Genomic DNA, 21739 nt, shown 5'->3' with positions numbered 1-21739 from the left:
CACGGAGCCCTTGCGGGGGCGTTACACGCAGTCTCGACCAGGCAGTCGAAATTCGGGTGGTTAGGGAGATATAGCAGCCAGGCGGGAAGCAACCAGATGGCTTTCTGGGTTAATCCTTTTGTACTGAACCTCAGCGAAGCCCCAGCCGGCGGGCCAGCCGGCTCAGGTTTGCGCGGTCCAGGCCCAGCTCGCGGGCCGCTGCCGCCCAATTATCCTGGTGCCGTTGCAGGCAGGCTTCGATCACTTGGCGCTGGTAGAGGTCGACCGCTTCGCGCAGGCCGCCTTCAGGCAATGTTGTCAGTGGGGCAGGGGCTGCGGGGGAGGGGAGTGCGTCTGGGGTTACGCGCACCGCGCGCAGGTCCAGGTCGACGGCTTCAAGCGTGAGAATGCGTGGCCGATCGGGGTGCTGGCCCAGTGCTTTTAGGGCCGAGCGGCCGATCAGGTGTTCCAGTTCGCGCACATTGCCTGGCCACTCATAGGCCAGTAGCGCGGCCTGGGCTTCGCTACTCAGGCGCAGGCTGTTCAGGCCCAGGCGTGAACGGTTCTGTTCGAGGAAGTAGCCAGCTAATAACAATACATCTCGCCCACGTTCGCGTAAGGGCGGTACGTGCAACGGGTACACGCTGAGGCGGTGATAGAAGTCGGCGCGGAAGTTGCCATTGCGTACTTCTGCGGCCAGGTCACGGTTGGTGGCGGCGATCAGGCGCACGTCCACACGGTGCTCGCGGTCCGAGCCCAGGCGTTGCAGTTGGCCGCTTTGCAGCACACGCAACAGTTTGGCTTGCACCGTTAGCGGCAGTTCGCCCACTTCGTCGAGGAATAACGTGCCGCCGTTGGCCAGCTCGAACTTGCCCCGGCGCTCGCCGTGCGCGCCAGTGAAGGCACCGCGTACATGGCCGAAGAGTTCGCTTTCCACCAAGGTATCGGGCAGGGCGGCGCAGTTGAGGCTGACCAGTGGCTTGTCGGCCCGGTTGCTGGTCTGGTGCAGCGCCTGGGCCACCAGTTCCTTGCCAACGCCCGTTTCGCCAGTGATCAGAACAGTCAGGTCGCTGCCCCCGACCAGGCGGATTTCCTCCACCAAGCGCTTATGCGCCGGGCTCTGGCCAATCAGTTCTTTATCCTGGCCGCTGGCTTGGCGGTAGATTTCGGCCCGCAGGTGTTCGTCTTCGGCGCGCAAAGCCAGGTGCTCAATGCGTTCGGCCACGGTAACAGTAGCGGCGGCCAGGCTGGCGAAGGCTTGCAGGGCATCCAGCTCCAGGCTCTGGAACTGCCCGGGGGTGAGGGCATCGAGGGTGACCAGGCCCCAGGGGCGCTCATCGACCATCAACGGGCAACCCATGCAGTCGTGCACTTGCAGGTCGGCATCGGGGGCGTTGACCAGGCCATCGTAAGGGTCGGGCAGTTCGGAGTCGCTGGCGAAACGAGTGGGCTTCGGGCTGCTGAGCAGTATCTGGAAGCGCGGGTGCTCGCTGACCCGGAAGCGCCGGCCCAAGGTGTCAGGGCTCAGGCCGTCCACCGCCAGCGGCACCAGCCATTCACCGTCCAGGCGCAGCAGCGCGGCGGCATCGCACGGCAATAGCCCGCGCATGGCTTGCAGCAAGCGGCGGTAGCGCTCCTGGTCGGGCAAGTCGCGGGAGAGGTCGCTGACCAGGGGGAGCAGGGTGGTGAGCAAGGGTTTTGCGGTCATAAAGACTCCTATGGGTCGATATGACTATACGACGAGGTGGGTCGTTTTGACATGATTGGCGTCAACCCCCTGAATTTACTGGCGATAAAAGTTGGCACGATTGCTGAAATACCCAAGGCAGTCATTTGAAGCCACAGGCTCAGGAGTTGTCGCAATGCTCAATGCCGAACAACGTGCAATCATCAAGGCCACTGTACCGCTGCTGGAAAGCGGCGGCGAAGCGCTGACCACCCACTTTTACAAGATGATGCTCAGCGAGTACCCCGAGGTACGCCCACTGTTCAACCAGGCACACCAGGCCAGTGGTGACCAGCCTCGTGCGTTGGCCAACGGCGTGCTGATGTATGCGCGCCACATTGACCAACTGGAGCAGCTGGGGGGGCTGGTAGGGCAGATCATCAACAAGCACGTTGCCTTGCAGATTCTGCCGGAGCACTACCCGATCGTCGGCAGCTGCCTGCTGCGCGCCATCGAGGAAGTACTGGGCAAGGAAATCGCTACCCCTGCGGTGATCGATGCCTGGGGCGCGGCCTATGGCCAGCTGGCCGATATCCTGATTGGTGCTGAAGAAAGCCTCTATAAACAGAAGGAAGAGGCCGAGGGCGGCTGGCGTGGTACCCGCGAATTCCGCCTGGTACGCCGCGAGCAGGAAAGCAGCGAGATCGTTTCGTTCTACTTTGCCCCGGTGGATGGTAAACCGGTGCTCAAGGCCGAGCCTGGCCAGTACATTGGCCTGAGACTGAGCATCGACGGTGCCGAACAGCGCCGCAACTATTCGCTGTCGGCGCTGTGCGATGGCAGGGAGTACCGCATCAGCGTCAAGCGTGAGTTGGGCGGCAGGGTGTCCAACTACCTGCACGATGAGCTGGTCGTGGGCGATACCTTGCAACTGTTCCCGCCAGCGGGCGACTTCACCCTGGCGGCCAGCGACAAGCCGCTGGTGCTGATAAGCGGGGGCGTGGGTATTACCCCGACGCTGGCCATGTTGCAGGCGGCGCTGCAAACCCGGCGCGAGGTGCATTTCATTCACTGTGCGCGTAACGGCGCGGTGCATGCCTTCCGTGAATGGGTCGATGGCCTGGCGGCGCGTCACCCGCAGCTCAAGCGCTTCTACTGCTATGCCGAGCCGGAGGAGGGCGCTGCGGCTGATGCTGTGGGCCTGTTGAGCGAAGACCTGCTGGCCGAGTGGTTGCCGAAGGCGCGAGATGTGGATGCCTACTTCCTTGGACCCAAGGGCTTCATGGCGGCGGTGAAGCGCCAACTGAAGGGGCTGGGCGTGCCCGAGCAGCAGAGCCGCTACGAGTTCTTCGGGCCGGCGGCTGCGCTGGAGTGATGTAGCGCCTGTCCTGGCCGCTTCGCGGGTTTACCCGCGAAAAGGCCGGTACAGGCAGTACACCTTCCTGCCTGTATATAAGGAAAGATGAAACCGGGTTCGCCGCTTTCATCATTAATCCTCCGTTAATCACGGTATCCTTCACTCCCGGGTGTCGAGGGGCTTGCCCCTGCGCGGCACCCGGGCAGCCGCTTTTTTGCCGCCCGGCGTTGAACCGACGCCGTTGCGGTCGGTCTCAGCCTCACCGGATAGCCCTGCGCAGTGCTACCGCGCCGCTCCCTCGGCATGCTCACAGGCCATGCCCAGCGTGTAGACTTGCGCCCAGGCAGGCGGACCACGCTGCCACTATCCATCGAAGGAACCGGCAATGAACGAACAAACATCGCGCCTGAATCGGGAACGGCGCTTTCTGGTGCTGTTGGGCCTGATCTGCCTCTCGCTGATCGGCGGCGCCCTCTATATGCAAGTGGTACTGGGTGAGGCTCCGTGCCCGCTGTGCATCCTGCAGCGTTACGCGTTGCTGTTCATTGCCGTGTTCGCGTTCCTCGCTGCCGCGATGCCCGGGCGCCGTAGCCTGACCTTCTTCGAGGTGCTGGTGGTGCTCAGTGCCATTGGCGGAATTATTGCGGCCGGCAACCATGTGTATATACTCGCCAACCCCATGGTCAGTTGTGGTATCGACACCCTGCAACCGATCGTGGACGACCTGCCACTGGCCAAGCTCTGGCCGCTGGCGTTCCAGGTCGACGGCTTCTGCAGCACACCGTACCCGCCGATCCTCGGCCTGTCGTTGGCGCAATGGGCGCTGGTAGCGTTCGTGCTGACCGCCATTCTGGTTCCGCTCGGTATCTACCGCAACCGACGCCAGGCTTAGACAAAAGTCCCGAATTGCATGGGGGCTTTTACGCCGCATGAGAAGAGGGAAAAGTTGCTCGCCGCTTGACCTGGATCAATCCCGAAGCCTTGCAGAATGCGGCTTTGAGGCCTGGCAAGCGGGGTGCGACAAACTGTCGCGAAGTTGAATTATTGAGCGCTATTGTTGCGGATTCTGTAAAAGACTGTTGCTCAATAAGTCATAGTCAAGGGTTGGCGACCTCACTACAATCGCCCCCAATTTCCGTTCGGCACTGCTTGCGAGTCGCAGGATTGAAGGAAGCCCCAGCGCTCCTTTTTGCTGACTTCGTCAAGTTTCGCCCAACGGCGATACCGGGCGGACCCCCCTCCGCGTTTTCCCGCACCAAATGGACTTGGTCTGAAGTACAGGCCTGTTGCCTACGAAACCATAAGCACCGCTAACACGCTCGAAGCCAAGGTCCTGCAGTCGGACCCCAGGCAGGAGCGAGTACGGGCGCGAAATGCCTCACTTGGCAGGACGAAGTGTTGGCTACCAAAACACAAATTGCATTGAAGCAAGCTGATCTAGAGGTCGTGAGATGAGTAAAAAGCGTTACCCCAGACTGTTTGGCATATTGCCCTTTTTAGGCATGCTTTTACTCAGTGGGTGCAACTGGACCCTGCTCGACCCGAAGGGCCAGGTCGGCATTGAGCAAAAGAACCTGATCCTGATCGCTACCGGCCTGATGCTGCTGGTGGTAATCCCTGTCATCATCATGACCCTGGCGTTCGCCTGGAAGTACCGTGCTTCCAACAAGGCAGCCACCTACACCCCTGACTGGTCGCACTCGACCAAGATCGAGGCCGCGGTGTGGATCATCCCGATCCTGATCATCATCGCCCTGGGTTACGTCACCTACCACTCCACCCACAAGCTGGACCCATACCGTCCACTGGATTCCGATGTGAAGCCGGTGCAGATCGACGTGGTCGCGCTGGACTGGAAGTGGCTGTTCATCTACCCGGAGCAGGGCATTGCCACGGTCAACAAGATCGTCTTCCCGGCTAACACCCCGGTCAACTTCCGCGTCACTTCCGACGCCGTGATGAACTCGTTCTTCATCCCGGGCCTGGGCGGCCAGATCTACGCCATGGCCGGCATGACCACCAAGCTGCACCTGATCGCCAACGAAAACGGCGAGTTCGACGGTATCAGCGCCAACTATAGCGGTGCTGGCTTCACCGGCATGAAATTCAAGGCTACTGCCACCTCCCAGGAAGACTTCGACAAGTGGGTCGCCGAGGTCAAGCAGTCGCCGAAGAAGCTGGACAAGGCCGAATACGACGCCTTGGCCAAACCAAGCGAAAACAACCCAGTCGCGCTGTACAGCGAGGCTTCGCCTGAGCAGTTCCAGCTGATCGTCGACAAGTACGAAGGCATGAACCGCGGTCGTAGCCACGAAGAAGCAGGCAGCAAAGACCTGGCCACAACCAAGGGTGTGGAATCGAGTATGCAACCAGCTGCCGGTGCAGAGGAGTAAGAGATGTTCGGTAAATTAAGCCTGGAGGCGATACCCTATCACGAGCCGATAGTCATGGTGACGCTTGCCATGATCGCGCTCGGCGGTATCGCTGTCGTCGGTCTTATCACCTATTTCCGCAAGTGGACCTACTTGTGGAGCGAGTGGCTGACTACTGTCGACCACAAAAAGATCGGCGTGATGTACATCATCGTCGCGATGATCATGCTGCTGCGCGGCTTTGCCGACGCCATCATGATGCGTACCCAGCTGGCTGCCGCAACCGGTGGCTCCGAAGGCTACCTGCCGCCTGAACACTATGACCAGATCTTCACCGCTCACGGTGTGATCATGATCATCTTCATGGCGATGCCGTTCTTCACCGGCCTGATGAACCTGGCGGTTCCTCTGCAGATCGGTGCACGTGACGTTGCCTTCCCGTTCCTGAACTCCCTGAGCTTCTACCTGCTGCTGGCAGGCGTGCTGCTGGTCAACATCTCGCTGGGCGTTGGTGAATTCGCCAAGACCGGCTGGGTTGCCTATCCGCCGCTCGCGGGCATTCAGTACAGCCCTGGGGTGGGCGTTGACTACTACATCTGGGCGCTACAGCTATCCGGATTGGGTACGACGCTTACCGGCGTGAACTTCCTCGTCACCGTGATGAAGATGCGCGCACCTGGCATGAAACTGATGGACATGCCGATCTTCACCTGGACCTGCACCTGGGCCAACGTACTGATCGTTGCTTCGTTCCCGATCCTGACTGCTGCACTCGCGCTGCTGACTGTTGACCGTTATCTGGACTTCCACATTTTCACCAACGAGCTTGGTGGGAACCCGATGATGTACGTCAACCTGTTCTGGGCGTGGGGTCACCCTGAGGTTTACATCCTGATCCTGCCGGCCTTCGGCGTGTTCTCGGAAGTGACTTCGACGTTCTCTGGCAAACGCCTGTTCGGCCACCACTCGATGATCTACGCATCGGGCGCGATCGCCATCCTGGGCTTTGCGGTATGGCTGCACCACTTCTTCACCATGGGTGCCGGCGCCAGCGTCAACACCTTCTTCGGCCTGGCGACGATGCTGATCTCCATTCCGACCGGTGTGAAGCTGTTCAACTGGCTGTTCACCATGTACCAAGGCCGTGTGCGCTTCACCGCACCGATGCTCTGGACCCTGGGCTTCATGGTCACCTTCTCCATCGGTGGCATGACCGGCGTACTGCTGGCCGTTCCAGGTGCTGACTTCGTCCTGCACAACAGCCTGTTCGTAATTGCGCACTTCCACAACGTGATCATCGGTGGCGCGGTATTCGGCTACATCGCCGGCTTCGCCTTCTGGTTCCCGAAAGCCTTCGGTTTCACCCTGAACGAGAAGTGGGGCAAAGCTGCCTTCTGGTTCTGGCTGTCGGGCTTCTACGTTGCGTTCATGCCGCTGTATGCCCTGGGCTTCATGGGCATGACCCGTCGTCTGAACCACTCCGACAACCCACTGTGGGAACCCTACCTGTACGTAGCCGTTGTCGGCGCCGTGCTGATCCTGTTCGGTATCGCTTGCCAGCTGATCCAGCTGTACGTATCGGTTCGCGACCGCAACCAGAACCTGGACGTGACCGGCGACCCATGGGGCGGCCGTACTCTGGAATGGTCCACTTCGTCGCCACCTCCGTTCTACAACTTCGCTCACATGCCTGAGCAGGTTGGCCTGGACGCATGGCACGAAACCAAGGAAAGCGGCAAGGCTTACAAGCCAGCGACCAAGTTCGACGCTATCCACATGCCGAGCAACACCTCCACCGGTTTGTTCATGGGCCTGTTCCTCACCGTCTTCGGCTTTGCCTTCATCTGGCACATCTGGTGGCTGGTTGGCGCAAGCCTGGTTGCAACCATCGCTGTCTTCGTTCGCCACGCTGCCCGTGACGACCAGGGCTACATGGTTCCAGCCGAAGAAGTGGCGCGCATCGAAGGCGAGCGTATGAAAGCGCTGGCCAAAGCAGGTGCTCTGCCTGCCGGCGCACGTGTCGAATCGTTTGAGCGGGTGTAATCAATGTCCAGTCAAGTAATGCACGGCGGCGCTGCTCATGGTCATGACCATGGGCATGACGACCACCACCACGACTCGGGCCAGATGACCGTACTGGGCTTCTGGCTGTACCTGATGACCGACTGCATCCTGTTTGCGTCGCTCTTCGCTACCTACGCGGTGCTGTCCGGCAGTTTTGCCGGCGGCCCGTCGGGTCATGACATCTTCCAGCTCGATTTCGTAGCTGTTGAAACGCTGTTCCTGCTGCTGTCCTCGATCACCTTCGGCTTCGCCATGCTGAAGATGTTCGATGGCAAGAAAGCAGGCGTACTGGGCTGGTTGGCTGTGACCTTCCTGTTCGGTGCAGGCTTCATCGCGATGGAAATCTATGAATTCCATCACCTGATCAGCGAAGGCTTCGGCCCGCAGCGCAGTGGCTTCCTGTCGGGCTTCTTCGCCCTGGTAGGTACCCACGGCCTGCACGTGACTGCTGGTCTGATCTGGATGGCAATCATGATGTACCAGATCAACAAGCACGGCATCACGCCGACCGCCAAGACCCGCATGAGCTGCCTGAGCCTGTTCTGGCACTTCCTGGACGTGGTCTGGATCTGCGTATTCACCGTCGTTTACCTGCTGGGAGTTCTGTAATGGCTAACGCACACGACACTCATCACGAAGGTAATCACGGCAGCGTCAAGTCGTACATGATCGGCTTTGTACTGTCGATCATCCTGACCGCGATCCCGTTCGGCCTGGCCATGACCGCCAGCCTGCCGAAGAACCTGACCGTTCTGATCATTGTTGCCATGGCCGTGATCCAGGTAGTTGTTCACCTGGTTTACTTCCTGCACATGGACCGCTCGAAAGAGCAACGCAACAACGTATCGACGTTCCTGTTCACCACCCTGGTGATCGCTCTGCTTGTCGGCCTGTCGCTGTGGATCATGTTCAGCATCCACTTCGAAATGTTGGCCAAGTGAGGTAAGACTGCATGTCCGTTAAGCACTTTATCCAAATCACCAAACCGGGGATCATTTTCGGTAACGTGCTTTCCGTGGCAGGCGGTTTCTTCCTTGCCTCGAAGGGCCATGTGGATTTCGCCCTGTTCCTGGCGGTGGTGATCGGTACTTCGCTGGTGGTGGCGTCCGGATGCGTGTTCAACAACTGCATCGATCGTGACATCGACCACAAGATGGAGCGCACCAAGAACCGCGTCATGGTGCAGGGCGGCATGTCGCTGCCCCTCGCGCTGATCTACGCCACCCTGCTTGGGGTGGCGGGTTTCAGCCTGCTGTATGTCCAGGCCAACCCGCTGTCGGCGTTCTGTGCGCTGATCGGCTTCATCGTCTACGTCGGTTTCTACAGCCTGTGGCTGAAGCGTAAATCGGTGCACGGCACCTTGGTCGGCAGCCTGTCTGGTGCCATGCCTCCGGTGATCGGCTACTGCGCCGTGAGCAACAGCTTCGACCTAGCTGCAGTGACCCTGCTGGTGATGTTCAGCCTGTGGCAGATGCCGCACAGCTTTGCCATCGCCATCTTCCGCTTCAAGGATTACAGCGCTGCCAACATTCCGGTCCTGCCGGTGGCACGTGGCGTCCTGGCGGCGAAGAAGCAGATCGTGCTGTACGTGCTGGCCTTCGTGCTCGCCACCTTGATGCTTACCCTCGGCGGTTACGCCGGCCTCGGCTACCTGGCCGTGGCAGCTGCCATGGGCCTTTACTGGCTGTACATGGCATGGGGCGGCTACAAAGCCGAGGACGACAGCAAGTGGGCCCGTAAAGTGTTCGGCTTCTCCATCCTCACTGTCACCGCTCTGAGCGTGATGATGGGTGTGGACAGCCAGACTGCTGCGGACGTGCTGATGACCTACGCACGCTGAAACTGCTGCCTGCTTCACGAAAACCCCGGCCATTGTGCCGGGGTTTTTTTATGGGTGTTTTTCCTGTGCCCGAGAAGGGCCGGTTATGAAAACATACAATTCAAATTTTCATAAAATACATCTGAAAAAATATAACAAAACAGGAAATTATCCTTTACAGACATCCTGTTTCGGCACTATCTTCTGATCCAGGCCGCCAAATCGGCCAGCGTCGCTCGGACGGTTCCGGGCGCTTACGTACTCAGAGGAAGCCATGGCCAACCCAGGTTCGCCGCGCCGCTTTGCGCGCATCGATCGTCTCCCCCCTTACGTCTTCAACATCACTGCCGAACTCAAGATGGCTGCCCGCCGCCGTGGCGAGGACATCATCGACCTGAGCATGGGCAACCCCGATGGTGCCACCCCGCCGCACATCGTCGAGAAACTGGTGCAGGTTGCCCAGCGTGAAGACACCCACGGCTACTCCACCTCTCGCGGTATCCCGCGCCTGCGCCGGGCCATTTCCAACTGGTACAAGGAACGCTACGAGGTCGACATCGACCCGGAAAGCGAAGCCATCGTCACCATCGGCTCCAAAGAGGGCCTGGCGCACCTGATGCTGGCCACCCTCGACCAGGGCGACACGGTACTGGTGCCCAACCCCAGCTACCCGATCCATATCTACGGTGCGGTCATTGCCGGTGCCCAGGTGCGTTCGGTGCCGCTGGTGCCGGGTGTGGACTTCTTCAACGAGCTGGAACGGGCGATTCGCGAGTCGATCCCCAAGCCGAAGATGATGATCCTCGGTTTCCCGTCCAACCCTACTGCCCAGTGCGTGGAGCTGGACTTCTTCGAGCGCGTGGTGGCGTTGGCCAAGCAGTACAACGTGCTGGTGGTGCACGACCTGGCCTACGCCGACATCGTCTACGATGGCTGGAAAGCCCCCTCGATCATGCAGGTGCCCGGCGCCAAGGACATTGCGGTGGAGTTCTTCACCCTGTCCAAGAGCTACAACATGGCGGGCTGGCGGATTGGCTTCATGGTCGGTAACCCCGAGCTGGTCAGTGCCCTGGCGCGGATCAAGAGCTACCACGACTACGGCACCTTCACGCCGTTGCAGGTTGCGGCCATTGCTGCGCTGGAAGGCGACCAGCAGTGCGTGCGCGACATTGCAGAGCAGTATCGCCAGCGCCGCAACCTGCTGGTGAAGGGGTTGCACGAGATGGGCTGGATGGTCGAGAACCCCAAGGCGTCGATGTATGTGTGGGCCAAGATCCCGGAGCAGTATGCACACCTGGGGTCGCTGGAGTTTTCCAAGAAGCTGTTGGCCGAGGCCAAGGTATGCGTGTCGCCGGGGATCGGCTTTGGTGATTATGGTGATGACCATGTGCGCTTTGCCCTGATCGAGAACCAGGACCGTATTCGCCAGGCCATTCGCGGGATCCGGCAGATGTTCCGCGCTGACGGGTTGAGCAACAAGTAAGCATCAGGGGGCCGCGTTGCGGCCCCCATTGCTATTCAGGTGAGCGCTTTCCGCCTGCATTCCATCGTTCTGCCTACCTATCTTCAGCACTCATTTCTCACCACAGAGATCCACAAATGAGTGTCTTCACCGCCTATTTCTGCGGCACCGGCTCCCACCGCTTCGACGACGCCAACCCCAACTTCTGGAACGGCGAACTGGTATCGACCCTGGCCAGCAACGACCAGGGCCGCGAATTCGCGCACTGGATAGCCGTCGACGGTCCCGGTAGTGGCAACCTTCAGGACGACAACCTGTTCGTCGAGCCCGGAGGTTATTTCAACTGGACTGGCCAACTGTTCGGCCGCGGCTGGGAAGAGAACGTCAACCATGTGCTGCAGGTGATCAAAGGCGAAAGCAGCTGGCACCGCACCAAATTGAGCGAGGAAGAGTACGAGCGGCTGAAGAACGCCGGTGTACCTGTTCCGGATGCTTCTTCCACGGCCTCCTGGTTCTGGCGTACCTACGATTACGGTGACCGCCATCCGACTCCGCAGGAACTGCAAGAGCGCATCATCAGCATGTTTCGCAAACCACGCATTCCGACCCAGGTGAACCTGGTGGGCTGGAGCCGGGGCGGTATCAGCTGCCACATGTTGGCCAACGCCATGGCACAAGACCCGGTACTGCGGGACATACCGGTGAACATCTTTGCAATCGACCCTGTGCCCGGCGTGGGCAATGTGCAAGCCGAACGCATCACGCTGGCGGCAAACGTGCGTGAATATGTCGGCTTCTATTCGCGGGATGAGCGTTCCAAAGGCTTTGCCTGCGTGATCCCGTCAGTGGCCAGTGGTACGAAGATCTGCATTTATCCGATGCCGGGGCGTCATGCCACGCTGGTGGGCAACGCGTCGGTCGATGGTGCGAGCGGCGGCGAGGTGCTCAAGGAACCCGGGCTGGTCGTTCGTCATTTTGCCGAAGTCTGCCTTGCCCGCTGGGGTGTTGAGCTGGGCAAGCGACTGGCCTTGAGCGATAGGCAGCTCATGGAGTATCACCGGACTATGAGCGCTGCTGAAAGGCAGTACCACGCCATGCGCAGCGAGTCTTACACGGTGCTGACCGAGGGTGAGCGAGATAATCGGTTGGTGCATTGCGGCGAGGCTTGTACGCACTTCAGCAAGGTGTGCGGTGATGACTATGACCCGACCGAGGGCCTGGCGTTGACGCGTTGGGACGCAACTACCTACAAGGCGCTGCGGTAGCGGATGCGGGCGGCCGGATCAGCGGCAAAATATTTTGCTTGGCCCCTCTATCCAGCCGCCCCGGGTTCGAATGAAAATGGCGCCGCGGGCCAGCCCCGATAACAACAACCTTCCCTCCGTGACATCATGTCTGAATATAACCCTTGCCTTGACTGCGGCGCCTGCTGCGGGTACTTCCGTGTGTCCTTCTTCTGGGGCGAATGCCAGTCTGCCGGGGGCCTTGTGCCAGACGACCTGGTGGTGCAGATCAACCCCACCCGCGTTGCCATGATCGGCACCGATGCCAAGCCATGCCGCTGCGTCAGCCTTGAGGGCGAGATCGGTAAAGAGGTGGCTTGTACCATCTATGCCAACCGTTCCAGCCCTTGCCGCGAGTTCGAGGCGTCGTGGGAAGGTGGGGTGCACAACCCCAGCTGTGACGATGCGCGGGCGGCGTATGGGCTGCCGCCGCTGACGCCGCCGGGGGCCAATGAGCCGCATTGGCCGGATGATGGGGCTGAGGTGGCTTGAGGCATTTTCGCTAGCCTGTACTGGCCCTATCGCCGGCAAGCCAGCTCCCACAGGTACCGCGCAAAGCCCAAAGCATGTGGTAATCCTGTGGGACCCTGGCTTGCCGGCGATGGACTGCGCGGCAGCCCCGGGATGCCCGAAACCAGCGCTTGACGTTAAACTGTCATCTCCCCAGCAATGGACAGGAGATCCGGCGTGACCCCACCCCGCAGTTTCCCCAGTGACCTCTGCCTCGACAGCCCGCGTCTGCACTTGCGCCCCATGCGCCATGCCGATGCCGCGCAATGGCTGGCGATCATGGCCGACCCCGAGGTCATGCGTTATTGGCACCATGCCCCCTGGCAAGACCTGGCCGAAGCCGAAAGTGCCCTGGCCGCCGACCGCGAAGCCTATGCCAATGGTGACCAGCTCAAGCTCGGCATGTACCGCCGCGACAATGGCGAACTCATCGGCATGGTCCAGTTGTTCAACATCGACGATGTCTCCCGCCGTGGCGAGATTGGCTACTGCCTGGCCAGCGCCGTGCAGGGCAGGGGCTACATGGACGAAGCGCTCACCTGCTTCATCGACTACCTCGCCCACACCCTGCACATGCGCCGCCTGGAAGGGGAGATCGACCCGCGTAACCAAGGCTCGGCGCGTACCCTTGAACGCCAGGGTTTTGTGCTTGAAGGCACGCTACGGGCGCGTTGGTGCGTGGCCGGCGAGCTGTCTGACTCAGGGATCTACGGTTTGTTGCTTGAGCCAGCAGTTGCATAGCCTTGCGTCGCAGGGTGTTGCCGTGGGGCACCTATTGAAGGTTTGGAAGCGGGGCAGGGCCTGAGTTAAGGTCGTACGCTGTCCGGTTTCCTTCAGGTGTGTCCCTTGCCCGTTTTCTACCTGAGCATCAGCTTGCTGCTGTACGTGCTTGCCCTGTTTTTCGATGGTGCGCTGATGAGCGGCGAGCGCCACATGCCGGCTCTGCAGATGCTGCTGTACGGGCCATGGGGCATGCCCTTCGGTTTGTTCCAATGGTTTGCCAACCCGCTGCTGGCCCTGGCTATCCTTGCCCATCGGCGGTTCCGCAGGCTGGCTTTGCTGGCAGGGCTGGCCGCGCTGTACCTGGCTGCCAGCAGTTTCGGAATTGACCGCTTGCCGGACAACCAGAGCTACGCGTTTCATGAGCGCACCGGCTTTGGTGCCGGTTTCTACCTGTGGCTGGCTGCGATGGTGATGTTTTGTGCGGGCCAGGCTTGGCATTGCTGGAAGGCACGCAGCGCCAACGACATGCCGGGCTGGAACTGGCTTGATGTAGCGTTGATCGCAGCGTTGGCTGTGACGCTTTACGCGGCAACGCAGATGCCATCGTTGCGCTTCGAGCCGGGCAACGTACTGATGCCACCAGAGCAGCCGCAGACGCTTTGATACCCATAAGGAGGGGGCGCATGACCAAGCATTATCTGACAGGCCTGGCACTGGCTTGTGTGCTGCCACTGGCAGTGGCAGACGACTACACGCCGGCCTACGGGCAGTGCATGGACAAGGCCTCCAGCACGGTGGCCATGAGTGCGTGCATCCAGGCTGAAACGCAGGTGCAGGACCAGCGTTTGAACCGGGTGTACAAGCAGTTGATGGGCAAGCTGGAGGCCGGGCAGCAGAAAAGCTTGCGCGATGTGCAGCGCAAGTGGATGGCCTACCGCGATGGCAATTGCCAGTTTCACGTGCAGGCCAGTGGCGGGACCCTGGCGCAGTTGGAAGGTGGGACGTGTGTGATGGACATGACCCGCGACCGGGCGGCGGAGCTGGAACGGGTGCTTAGCCCGGGGCAGTAAAGCCATGTCAGAAATGACTGGCCGCTCCTACAGGTACTGCACTGCCCTTGGGGGCAGGGCTAAACCTGTCAGACCTTGCCCCGAGGTTCGCGCAGCGCCCGGGCCTTGAGGTACTCGCGCACTTCCACGGCATCTCCGGCAAACTCGATACGCTCAGCCTTCGCCGCACGCTGGTAGGCATACATCGGGTCGTAATATTCGTTCAACAAGCCTTCGATCCAGCCCCGGTGCAGCTCCACCGCGCCGCTGCGCTGCTGCGCTTCCAGCGCCTGGCCCAGCAGCGCCGACAACCGCTGATAACGCTCGCCGCCCAAACGCTTGTAGATGTTGGCCATGCTTTGCAGCATACGCTCGGCAAACAACCGGCGGCCTTCCTCCTCGCCATGCACAGCGGCGAACTCGGCACTCAGGTTGACCACGTAATCACGCAGGATGCGTTCAACGCGGTTGGCGAAACTGTCTTCCAGCCACACCAGTGGGTATTGCTGCATACCCTGGTACAGCTCCAGCGGCACGGTGCAACTGCCGACGATGCGGCCTTCATCTTCCAGTACGAACTGTTCAACGCCTCGGTCGCGTTTCTTCAGTACGTCGATGGCCAGCTGGTTCTCGAAGTCGATTTGCGCCGGCTGCGCGGTGGCGCGTTTGCCGAAGCTGGAGCCGCGATGGTTGGCATGGCCTTCCAGGTCCAGCACGTTATCCAGCTGATGCAGCACGTCGGTCTTGCCAGTACCGGTAAGGCCGCCCAGCAGCACAAAATCGCACTGCGCCACCGCCTGTTGGGTGGTTTCCAGCAAGAAGGTCCGCATGGCCTTGTAGCCGCCCTTGACGCGCGGGTACTGGATGCCCGCTTCATCACGCAACCAGCCCTGCACGATCTGCGAACGCAGGCCGCCACGGAAGCAGTACAGGTAGCCTTCGGGGTGGGCCTGGGTAAACGCCACCCAGGCGTCCAGCCGAACCTGCTTGGTGGTGCCGCTGACCAGCTGGTGGCCCAGGGCGATGGCAGCTGCCTGGCCCTGCTGCTTGAAGCAGGTGCCGACCTTCTGCCGCTCCTGGTCATTCATCAGCGGCAGGTTGACCACGCCAGGAAAGGCGCCTTTGGCGAATTCGACGGGGGCGCGCATGTCCATCATCGGCACGTCGTCGAGGAACAGCCGGCGGAAATCGGTGCAGTCGGGGCGCATCAGATCACCTCGACCGCGTGGCTCTGTCGTTCCACCAGCTTGCCGATTGGCGACAGTTGCAGGCCCAGTTCGGCAGCGACTGCCAGGAACGCGTCTTCACCTTCAGGGCTGACCGCCACCAGCAGGCCGCCGCTGGTTTGCGGGTCGCACAGCAGGTGTTTCTGCTCGTCGCTGAGTGCGCCGAGCTTGTGGCCGTAGCTTTCGAAGTTACGCAAGGTGCCGCCGGGGATGCAGCCTTCGGCCAGGTAATGCTCGACGCTGGGCAGGCGCGGTACGGCGGCGTAGTCCAAGTGCGCGGTAAGGCCGCTGCCTTCGGCCAGCTCCACCAGGTGGCCGAGCAGGCCAAAGCCGGTGACGTCGGTCATGGCCTTTACACCGTCGAGTTTGCCGAAGCGGCTGCCGGGGGTATTGAGGGTGCACATCCAGTCGCGGGCCAGGCCTTGGTCTTGTGCGCGCAGCTTGGCCTTTTTCTCGGCGGTGGTAAGGATGCCGATGCCCAACGGTTTGGTCAGGTACAGCCGGCAGCCGGCAGTGGCGGTATCGTTGCGCTTGAGGTGGCGCTTGCTGACCACACCCGTGACGGCGAGGCCGAAGATTGGCTCGGGGGCGTCGATGGAGTGGCCGCCGGCCAGCGGAATGCCTGCTTCGGCGCACACCGCACGGCCACCACGAATCACTTCGCGGGCCACTTCCGGTGGCAGCACATTGACCGGCCAGCCCAAAATGGCGATCGCCATCAGCGGGTCGCCACCCATGGCGTAGATGTCGCTGATGGCGTTGGTGGCGGCGATGCGGCCGAAGTCGTACGGGTCATCGACAATCGGCATGAAAAAGTCGGTGGTCGAGACCACGCCGCGCTCGTCGTCCAGCGCGTACACCGCAGCGTCGTCGCGCGAGGCGTTGCCAACCCACAGCTTCGGGTCCAGGGCCTGGGTGCCGCTTTCGGCAAGGATCACATCCAGCACCTTGGGGGAAATCTTGCAGCCACAGCCGGCACCATGGCTGTACTGGGTCAGGCGAATCGGCTCGCTCATATGCACCTCGACAGGTCAAATTGTTGCGCGATTGTAGCAAAGCTGGCCTTTGGGCCTTGGCCTCTTATAATCCTCGGTGTCGACGGATTTGTCGGCATTTCCCCGCTATTGAACCGGAGAACACCCATGCTCAAACGCCCCTTGGCGCTCGCCGCCGGCCTTGTGCTGTCTTGCTGTGCCGTTGTCGTCCAAGCTGCTGAAGTGTTGCGGGTCAGCGCCATCCCCGACGAAGCGCCAACCGAACTGCAGCGCAAGTTCAAGCCGTTGGGCGAGTACCTGGCCAAGCAACTGGGTATGGAAGTGAAGTTCGTACCGGTGGCCGATTACCCGGCTGTGGTCGAGTCGCTGGCCGCCAACCGGCTGGACCTGGCCTGGCTGGGTGGCTTCACGTTCGTTCAGGTACACCTGAAGGACCCGACCGCCACGCCACTGGTGCAGCGTGAGCAGGACGCGCAGTTCACCTCCAAGTTCATCACCGCCAACCCCGACGTGAAGAGCCTGGCCGACCTCAAGGGCAAGTCGTTCGCCTTCGGCTCTATCTCGTCTACTTCGGGCAGCCTGATGCCGCGTTACTTCATGCTCAAGCAGGACAACATCAAGCCTGAAGAGTACTTCGGCCGTGTGGCCTACTCTGGCGCCCATGACGCCACCGTGGCCTGGGTGCAGGCGGGTAAGGTCGATGGCGGCGTGCTCAATGCCAGTGTGTGGCAGAAACTGGTGGATGCCGGCAAGGTCGATACCGCCAAGGTGAAAGTGTTCGCCACTACCCCGACCTATTTTGACTACAACTGGACCGTGCGCGGCAACATGGCGCCGGCGTTGAAAGAAAAGATCAAAAAAGCGTTCCTCGACCTCGACCCGGCCAATCCGGAGCACAAGGCTATCCTCGACCTCCAGGCCGCCAGCCGCTTCATCGAGACCAAGCCTGAAAACTATGTAGGCACCGAGCAAGCTGCGCGTGAGGCTGGCCTGCTCAAGTGACTGCTTCGAACGTGGCAATCCACCTGCATGGTGCCGGCCTGCGCCATGGCCAGGTGCGCGCGCTTGACGCGATCAACCTGAGCATCGAGCAGGGCGAGCGTGTCGCGATCATTGGCCCGTCGGGGGCGGGTAAGTCGAGCTTGCTGCACCTGATGGCTACGGCCATCCAGCCCAGCAGCGGGCGCGTGGAGTTGCTGGGTGAGCAGCCCTGGGCGTTATCCGCCAGGGCACGCCAGCGCCTGCGGGCGCGGGTCGGCCTGGTGCATCAGGCACTGCCCTTGCCACCGCGCCAACGGGTGGTGACGGCAGTACTGGCCGGCCGGCTGGGGCAGTGGGGGTTAACGCGTGGCTTGCTCAACCTGCTGTACCCCAGCGATGTGCCGGGGGCGCGCCAGGTGCTGGCTGAGCTGGGCCTGGCCGACAAGCTGTTCGTGCAGTGCGGGCAGTTGTCGGGTGGTCAGTTGCAGCGGGTGGGTATTGCCCGGGCCCTTTACCAGCGGCCACAGGTGCTGCTGACCGACGAGCCGGTGTCGGCCATGGACCCGGTGCTGGCCGACCACAGCCTGGCCTTGCTAAACCGCCATGCCCAGGCCAATGGCGTGACGCTGGTGGCGAGCCTGCATGCGGTGGAGTTGGCGCTGGCGCATTTCCCCCGGGTCGTCGGTATCCGCGAGGGCCAGGTAGTGTTTGATTGCCCGGCAGAAGCGGTCACCGAACACATGCTGGAGGCGCTGTACGCGAATGAACAACTGGCTTCGCCGCCAACCCAGGGGCCGATTCTGACGGTGCAGATCCCGCGATGCTGAGGGCCGACACCCGCGATCCGGCCTTGCTGCCACGGCTGCTGCTGGCCTTGCTGGGCGTGGCGATACTGTGGCCGGGTATCCAGTTGAGCGAACTGAACCCCGGAGTGCTGTTGCAGGCCGAGAACCGACAGCAGATCGCCAGTTTCACCAGCGCCTTCTGGCCACCCGCCCACGATGCCGATTTTCTCGTGTTGCTGTATGAAGCCACGCTACAGACCTTGGCCGTGGCCACCGCTGGCATGGCGTTGGCGTTGCTGCTAGCCGTTCCGGCGGGGCTGATGGCCAGTCGCGCCTTGTCGTTGCGTGCCGCCTCCCGTGGTGGGCGTGCAGGGCTTTGGTCGCGCCTGCTGCGCCTACCGGTGCGCGGGTTGCTGATCTTCCTGCGCAGCGTGCCGGAAATTGTCTGGGCGCTGTTGTTCGTGCGGGCCGTGGGGCTGGGGCCGACGGCGGGTGTATTGGCCATCGCCATTACCTACAGCGGTATGCTGGGCAAGGTCTACGCCGAAATCTTCGAATCGGTCGACCAGCGCCCGGCCCATGCCTTGTTGCAGGCGGGCAGTGGCCGGCTGACGGCGTTTCTCTACGGCATTCTGCCCAATGCGGCGTCCGAGGTGGTGTCCTACACCGTGTACCGCTGGGAGTGCGCGGTGCGGGCCTCGGTGGTGATGGGGTTTGTGGGGGCGGGCGGGCTGGGGCAGCAGATTGACCTGTCGATGCGGATGTTTGCCGGGGCGGAAGTGGCCAGCATGTTGCTCACCTTCCTGCTGCTGGTGATGCTGGCCGACTTGCTCAGCCGCCTGCTGCGCTGGAGGCTGGCATGAACCGGGTCATCAACTTGTTGTTGCTGGGCGCCATCGTGTTGGCGGTGTTGGCCTCGTTCGCTTACCTGGAGCTGGACCTGCAAGCGCTGGTCGGTAACGGCGGGTTGGGGCAGATGGGCGAGTACGCAGGGCGCTTCCTGCATCCGGACCTGTCTACCGGGCACTTGAAGGCTGTGTGGCGCGGGGCGCTGGAGACGCTGGCCATGTCGGGTCTGGGCACCTTGTTGGCGATGGTCATGGGGATGTTGCTGGCACTGCCGGCGGCAGGGCGATTCGGTTGGCCATTACAGGGCGTAGCGCGGTTGCTGCTGAATGCTCTGCGCGCCATTCCGGAACTGGTGTGGGCTGCCCTGACAGTCCTGGCGGCCGGTCTTGGGCCCAATGCCGGCACCCTCGCGTTGGCGCTGCACACCGCCGGTGTTCTGGGACGCTTGTTTGCCGAGGCGTTGGAGAATGCGCCGCCGGAGCCAGCGGCAGCGATTCGCTTGCAGGGCGGCAGCCAGGTGGCCGCATTCTGTTTTGGTACCTTGCCCAATTTGTGGCCGCAGTTGCTGGCCTACAGTTTGTACCGCTGGGAAAACAATATCCGTATGGCCAGCGTGCTCGGCTTTGTCGGGGCAGGGGGCTTGGGGCAGATGCTGTACACCACGTTGAGCCTGTTCCAGGAGGCCCAGGCCAGTACGGTGATCCTGGGCATGCTGGTGCTGGTGTTGCTGGTGGATACGTTGAGTGATGTGTTGCGCCAGCGCTATGTGCGGGCCTAAGCGAGTTCCCCACACTGCGCTTCCCGTTGCATCGACTCCAGGTTCCGCTCGATCGTCTCGCAAATGGTGTCCATCTGGATCTGGTGCTCACTGAACTTGAATGGGCTCTGCAAATCCGTGCCGATTCGCTCGATGGCCAGCAACATGAACCCCACCACTGTCGAAGCCAGCGGCGTGAACCAGCCCAGCGACTCCACCAGCCCTATTGGCACGATCAGGCAGAACAGGGTGATGAACAGTCGCGGAAAATACACGTAAGGGTAGGGCAGCGGTGTATTGGCAATGCGCTCCATACCGCCTTGGGCATTGGACAGGTCCACCAGCGTCGATTCCAGCCGCGCCAGACGGATGCTGTCCAGCCGGCCGGCCTGGTATTCCCGCGCCAGCAAGGCCGCCGAGCCACCGAGAATGTCATTGGCAAAGTTGTTCGAGCGGTTGCGCCGTTCGAATTCAGCCGGCGGGATGAAGGCCATCAGTTCATCCGGGCAGCTCTCCCCCTTCAAGTGTGCAGCCAGGCAGTTCACATAGGCGATGTGCCGGCGCAGCAGGGTGGCCTTGACCGGGTTCAGGCCATCAGCCGGGTCATCGATCAGGTTTAGCGTCTGCCTTGCGAAGCTGCGCGAACTGTTCACCAGCGCCCCCCACAACGTGCGAGCTTCCCACCAACGGTTGTAGGCGCTGCTGTTGCGAAAACTCACCAGCACTACCAGCGCCGAGCCCAGCAAAGTCAGCGGGATCAGCGGCAGGGTGAACTTGCTGTTGAAGAACAGCATGAAATCAATGGTGACCAGCACATCCCAGATCAGCAGCCAGAACAGCGACCAGCCGATGTAGCCGATGGTCTTCACGACCAGGCGGTACTTGCGGGTGATGATGTCTTTCACGCGGGGGGCCTCGAAACGCGGGGGATGCAGAATCGGACGTCGAGGGGAGAGCATGGTTCGGTGCGGTTCGTCTGGGTGTATTACCAGACGTGTTCAGTGCCAGGCTTTGTAGGAATTGGACTGCAGTGTTTTAGGACCACAGTGAAATAGCCCGAGCCAATATCTACGTTGAAAAAGCCCGGGCAAGAAACGAACGGGTCACTCCCACAGGCACTGCACAAGTCTCAAAAGCGGGTTCACCCGCGAAGAGGCCATCAGCCTCACATCACAAGCCGCTTATCATTCGCAAACGCGCTCCGGAACCTGACTCAAGGCTTGGCAGCAACCGCCACATAGCCTTTGATCGAAGCCGGTGCCTGAGGCTTGCCCTTGTGCGCCGTCAGGTACTTAAAGCGCCGCCATTCCTTGTCGATCTCGTTGAACGACATGAACACGCTGATCCGCGCCTTGCCAGCCAGGTCCGGGCGCTTGCCGGCATCAATCTCGCTGGTGGGGATGATGGCCACATTGATGCCGACCACCTTGCCGTCATCGGCGAACACAGGCCCGCCCGACATGCCCTTGGTGATGGGGCCGTCGTGTACTGAATAGAAAACACTGCCTGGCGTGCCTTCAAGCCGCACCAGCGACGCCAGCGCATGGCCCTTGCCCTGCATCGGCATCATGAAACTGTTGAAACCCACCGCCGTCACGGCTTCGCCCGGCACATACTGGCGCCAATCCGGCACGTTGCTGGCCTTGTGTTTGAAGAACACCACATCACCGAGGCCCTCGTGGACCACGTTGCGCAGGAAGGGGGTGTGTTTGGCAGTTACGGCGTAATCCTCGTTCCACTGGATGGCGCTGGCCATCAGCAACATGGGCAGCGGGGCACCGGAGGTGACCACGAAAGCCTGGCTGTAGACGGGATCGGAAACGTACGAGGTTGGCACTCCATTGCACCCACTGAGCAGCATC

22 protein-coding genes are annotated in these 21739 nt (G+C 61.4%); 17 read left to right on the top strand and 5 right to left on the bottom strand.

The window, feature by feature from the left end; genetic code table 11:
• Positions 1-130: 130 nt before the first annotated feature.
• The gene (gene norR / locus FHW75_RS09690; RefSeq protein WP_183673540.1) at positions 131-1687 is read right to left on the bottom strand and encodes a nitric oxide reductase transcriptional regulator NorR; all 1557 of its coding nucleotides are present in this window, start codon (positions 1685-1687) and stop codon (positions 131-133) included.
• A gap of 154 nt (positions 1688-1841) precedes the next feature.
• Here norR and hmpA point away from each other — a divergent pair, with 154 nt between their 5' ends.
• The 13 genes from hmpA (at position 1842) to FHW75_RS09625 (ending at position 14305) form a co-directional block, all read left to right on the top strand.
• Positions 1842-3020 carry an NO-inducible flavohemoprotein gene (hmpA, locus tag FHW75_RS09685; RefSeq protein ID WP_019098547.1) on the top strand — a complete coding sequence of 393 codons (1179 nt, stop codon included), beginning with the start codon at positions 1842-1844 and terminating at the stop codon, positions 3018-3020.
• A 367-nt stretch (positions 3021-3387) separates the two neighbouring features.
• Positions 3388-3894 (top strand): disulfide bond formation protein B, encoded by a 507-nt coding sequence (locus FHW75_RS09680; protein ID WP_019098546.1) that lies wholly within the window; start codon positions 3388-3390, stop codon positions 3892-3894.
• Positions 3895-4453: 559 nt separating this feature from the next.
• Positions 4454-5395, top strand: a complete 942-nt coding sequence (gene cyoA / locus FHW75_RS09675) for a ubiquinol oxidase subunit II (RefSeq protein ID WP_012270558.1) — start codon at positions 4454-4456, stop codon at positions 5393-5395.
• Between the two features lie 3 nt (positions 5396-5398).
• On the top strand, positions 5399-7417 hold the full coding sequence (gene cyoB / locus FHW75_RS09670) for a cytochrome o ubiquinol oxidase subunit I (RefSeq protein WP_016713238.1): 2019 nt from the start codon (positions 5399-5401) through the stop codon (positions 7415-7417).
• Positions 7418-7420: 3 nt separating this feature from the next.
• A complete protein-coding gene (gene cyoC / locus FHW75_RS09665; RefSeq protein WP_012051225.1) occupies positions 7421-8047 on the top strand; it encodes a cytochrome o ubiquinol oxidase subunit III in 627 nt (208 codons plus the stop codon).
• Positions 8047-8379 (top strand): cytochrome o ubiquinol oxidase subunit IV, encoded by a 333-nt coding sequence (cyoD, locus tag FHW75_RS09660; RefSeq protein WP_003248599.1) that lies wholly within the window; start codon positions 8047-8049, stop codon positions 8377-8379. Before cyoC ends, cyoD begins: the two co-directional genes overlap by 1 nt.
• Before the next feature lie 11 nt (positions 8380-8390).
• A complete protein-coding gene (cyoE, locus tag FHW75_RS09655) occupies positions 8391-9278 on the top strand; it encodes a heme o synthase (RefSeq protein WP_012270561.1) in 888 nt (295 codons plus the stop codon).
• 253 nt (positions 9279-9531) lie between these two features.
• Positions 9532-10740 (top strand): alanine transaminase, encoded by a 1209-nt coding sequence (gene alaC / locus FHW75_RS09650; RefSeq protein WP_016713237.1) that lies wholly within the window; start codon positions 9532-9534, stop codon positions 10738-10740.
• 116 nt (positions 10741-10856) lie between these two features.
• Positions 10857-11984, top strand: coding sequence for a hypothetical protein (locus tag FHW75_RS09645; protein ID WP_060709737.1), 1128 nt, complete (start codon positions 10857-10859; stop codon positions 11982-11984).
• A gap of 126 nt (positions 11985-12110) precedes the next feature.
• On the top strand, positions 12111-12494 hold the full coding sequence (locus FHW75_RS09640) for a YkgJ family cysteine cluster protein (RefSeq protein ID WP_025753817.1): 384 nt from the start codon (positions 12111-12113) through the stop codon (positions 12492-12494).
• Positions 12495-12689: 195 nt separating this feature from the next.
• Positions 12690-13253 carry a GNAT family N-acetyltransferase gene (locus tag FHW75_RS09635; RefSeq protein WP_019098544.1) on the top strand — a complete coding sequence of 188 codons (564 nt, stop codon included), beginning with the start codon at positions 12690-12692 and terminating at the stop codon, positions 13251-13253.
• A 105-nt stretch (positions 13254-13358) separates the two neighbouring features.
• Positions 13359-13898, top strand: a complete 540-nt coding sequence (locus FHW75_RS09630; RefSeq protein ID WP_019098543.1) for a hypothetical protein — start codon at positions 13359-13361, stop codon at positions 13896-13898.
• 20 nt (positions 13899-13918) lie between these two features.
• The gene (locus FHW75_RS09625; protein WP_019098542.1) at positions 13919-14305 is read left to right on the top strand and encodes a lysozyme inhibitor LprI family protein; all 387 of its coding nucleotides are present in this window, start codon (positions 13919-13921) and stop codon (positions 14303-14305) included.
• Positions 14306-14373: 68 nt separating this feature from the next.
• Here FHW75_RS09625 and mnmH read toward each other — a convergent pair whose 3' ends face one another.
• Both mnmH and selD read right to left on the bottom strand, forming a co-directional pair.
• The gene (gene mnmH, locus FHW75_RS09620) at positions 14374-15492 is read right to left on the bottom strand and encodes a tRNA 2-selenouridine(34) synthase MnmH (protein ID WP_019098541.1); all 1119 of its coding nucleotides are present in this window, start codon (positions 15490-15492) and stop codon (positions 14374-14376) included.
• Entirely contained in the window at positions 15492-16526 is a 1035-nt protein-coding gene (selD, locus tag FHW75_RS09615; protein ID WP_016713230.1) for a selenide, water dikinase SelD, read from the bottom strand. The genes mnmH and selD overlap by 1 nt, the downstream gene beginning before the upstream one ends.
• Positions 16527-16652: 126 nt before the next feature.
• Here selD and FHW75_RS09610 point away from each other — a divergent pair, with 126 nt between their 5' ends.
• From FHW75_RS09610 to phnE, 4 genes are read left to right on the top strand one after another with little or no spacing between them, the layout of a single operon-like run.
• Entirely contained in the window at positions 16653-17507 is an 855-nt protein-coding gene (locus FHW75_RS09610; RefSeq protein WP_019098540.1) for a putative selenate ABC transporter substrate-binding protein, read from the top strand.
• The gene (locus tag FHW75_RS09605) at positions 17504-18313 is read left to right on the top strand and encodes an ATP-binding cassette domain-containing protein (protein ID WP_183673538.1); all 810 of its coding nucleotides are present in this window, start codon (positions 17504-17506) and stop codon (positions 18311-18313) included. Before FHW75_RS09610 ends, FHW75_RS09605 begins: the two co-directional genes overlap by 4 nt.
• Positions 18307-19134 (top strand): ABC transporter permease, encoded by an 828-nt coding sequence (locus FHW75_RS09600; protein WP_084297239.1) that lies wholly within the window; start codon positions 18307-18309, stop codon positions 19132-19134. The genes FHW75_RS09605 and FHW75_RS09600 overlap by 7 nt, the downstream gene beginning before the upstream one ends.
• Positions 19131-19898 (top strand): phosphonate ABC transporter, permease protein PhnE, encoded by a 768-nt coding sequence (gene phnE / locus FHW75_RS09595; RefSeq protein WP_019098537.1) that lies wholly within the window; start codon positions 19131-19133, stop codon positions 19896-19898. Before FHW75_RS09600 ends, phnE begins: the two co-directional genes overlap by 4 nt.
• On the opposite strand, the gene FHW75_RS09590 is transcribed toward phnE, so the two are convergent.
• Both FHW75_RS09590 and FHW75_RS09585 read right to left on the bottom strand, forming a co-directional pair.
• Complete coding sequence (locus tag FHW75_RS09590) at positions 19895-20782, bottom strand: bestrophin family protein (RefSeq protein WP_016713225.1); 888 nt, start codon at positions 20780-20782, stop codon at positions 19895-19897. The two genes, phnE and FHW75_RS09590, sit on opposite strands and share 4 nt — an antisense overlap.
• A gap of 308 nt (positions 20783-21090) precedes the next feature.
• Entirely contained in the window at positions 21091-21738 is a 648-nt protein-coding gene (locus tag FHW75_RS09585; RefSeq protein ID WP_020371268.1) for a trypsin-like peptidase domain-containing protein, read from the bottom strand.
• Position 21739 lies beyond the last annotated feature (1 nt).

It is taken from the genome of Pseudomonas sp. OG7 (assembly GCF_014192825.1).
GTDB lineage: Bacteria > Pseudomonadota > Gammaproteobacteria > Pseudomonadales > Pseudomonadaceae > Aquipseudomonas > Aquipseudomonas monteilii.
Note: the sequence above shows the minus strand (reverse complement) of the source record. Positions and strands in the feature narration are given on the sequence as shown.

Excerpts from the sequence above, each read along its gene's own strand:
- FHW75_RS09610 (WP_019098540.1), top strand. The coding sequence starts at position 16,653 with ATGCTCAAACGCCCCTTGGCGCTCGCCGCCGGCCTTGTGCTGTCTTGC.
- phnE (WP_019098537.1), top strand. The coding sequence starts at position 19,131 with ATGAACCGGGTCATCAACTTGTTGTTGCTGGGCGCCATCGTGTTGGCG.
- cyoD (WP_003248599.1), top strand. The coding sequence starts at position 8,047 with ATGGCTAACGCACACGACACTCATCACGAAGGTAATCACGGCAGCGTC.
- FHW75_RS09585 (WP_020371268.1), bottom strand. The coding sequence starts at position 21,738 with ATGCTGCTCAGTGGGTGCAATGGAGTGCCAACCTCGTACGTTTCCGAT.
- FHW75_RS09640 (WP_025753817.1), top strand. The coding sequence starts at position 12,111 with ATGTCTGAATATAACCCTTGCCTTGACTGCGGCGCCTGCTGCGGGTAC.
- selD (WP_016713230.1), bottom strand. The coding sequence starts at position 16,526 with ATGAGCGAGCCGATTCGCCTGACCCAGTACAGCCATGGTGCCGGCTGT.
- cyoE (WP_012270561.1), top strand. The coding sequence starts at position 8,391 with ATGTCCGTTAAGCACTTTATCCAAATCACCAAACCGGGGATCATTTTC.
- FHW75_RS09600 (WP_084297239.1), top strand. The coding sequence starts at position 18,307 with ATGCTGAGGGCCGACACCCGCGATCCGGCCTTGCTGCCACGGCTGCTG.
- cyoC (WP_012051225.1), top strand. The coding sequence starts at position 7,421 with ATGTCCAGTCAAGTAATGCACGGCGGCGCTGCTCATGGTCATGACCAT.
- hmpA (WP_019098547.1), top strand. The coding sequence starts at position 1,842 with ATGCTCAATGCCGAACAACGTGCAATCATCAAGGCCACTGTACCGCTG.
- cyoB (WP_016713238.1), top strand. The coding sequence starts at position 5,399 with ATGTTCGGTAAATTAAGCCTGGAGGCGATACCCTATCACGAGCCGATA.
- FHW75_RS09680 (WP_019098546.1), top strand. The coding sequence starts at position 3,388 with ATGAACGAACAAACATCGCGCCTGAATCGGGAACGGCGCTTTCTGGTG.
- alaC (WP_016713237.1), top strand. The coding sequence starts at position 9,532 with ATGGCCAACCCAGGTTCGCCGCGCCGCTTTGCGCGCATCGATCGTCTC.
- FHW75_RS09645 (WP_060709737.1), top strand. The coding sequence starts at position 10,857 with ATGAGTGTCTTCACCGCCTATTTCTGCGGCACCGGCTCCCACCGCTTC.
- mnmH (WP_019098541.1), bottom strand. The coding sequence starts at position 15,492 with ATGCGCCCCGACTGCACCGATTTCCGCCGGCTGTTCCTCGACGACGTG.
- norR (WP_183673540.1), bottom strand. The coding sequence starts at position 1,687 with ATGACCGCAAAACCCTTGCTCACCACCCTGCTCCCCCTGGTCAGCGAC.
- FHW75_RS09625 (WP_019098542.1), top strand. The coding sequence starts at position 13,919 with ATGACCAAGCATTATCTGACAGGCCTGGCACTGGCTTGTGTGCTGCCA.
- cyoA (WP_012270558.1), top strand. The coding sequence starts at position 4,454 with ATGAGTAAAAAGCGTTACCCCAGACTGTTTGGCATATTGCCCTTTTTA.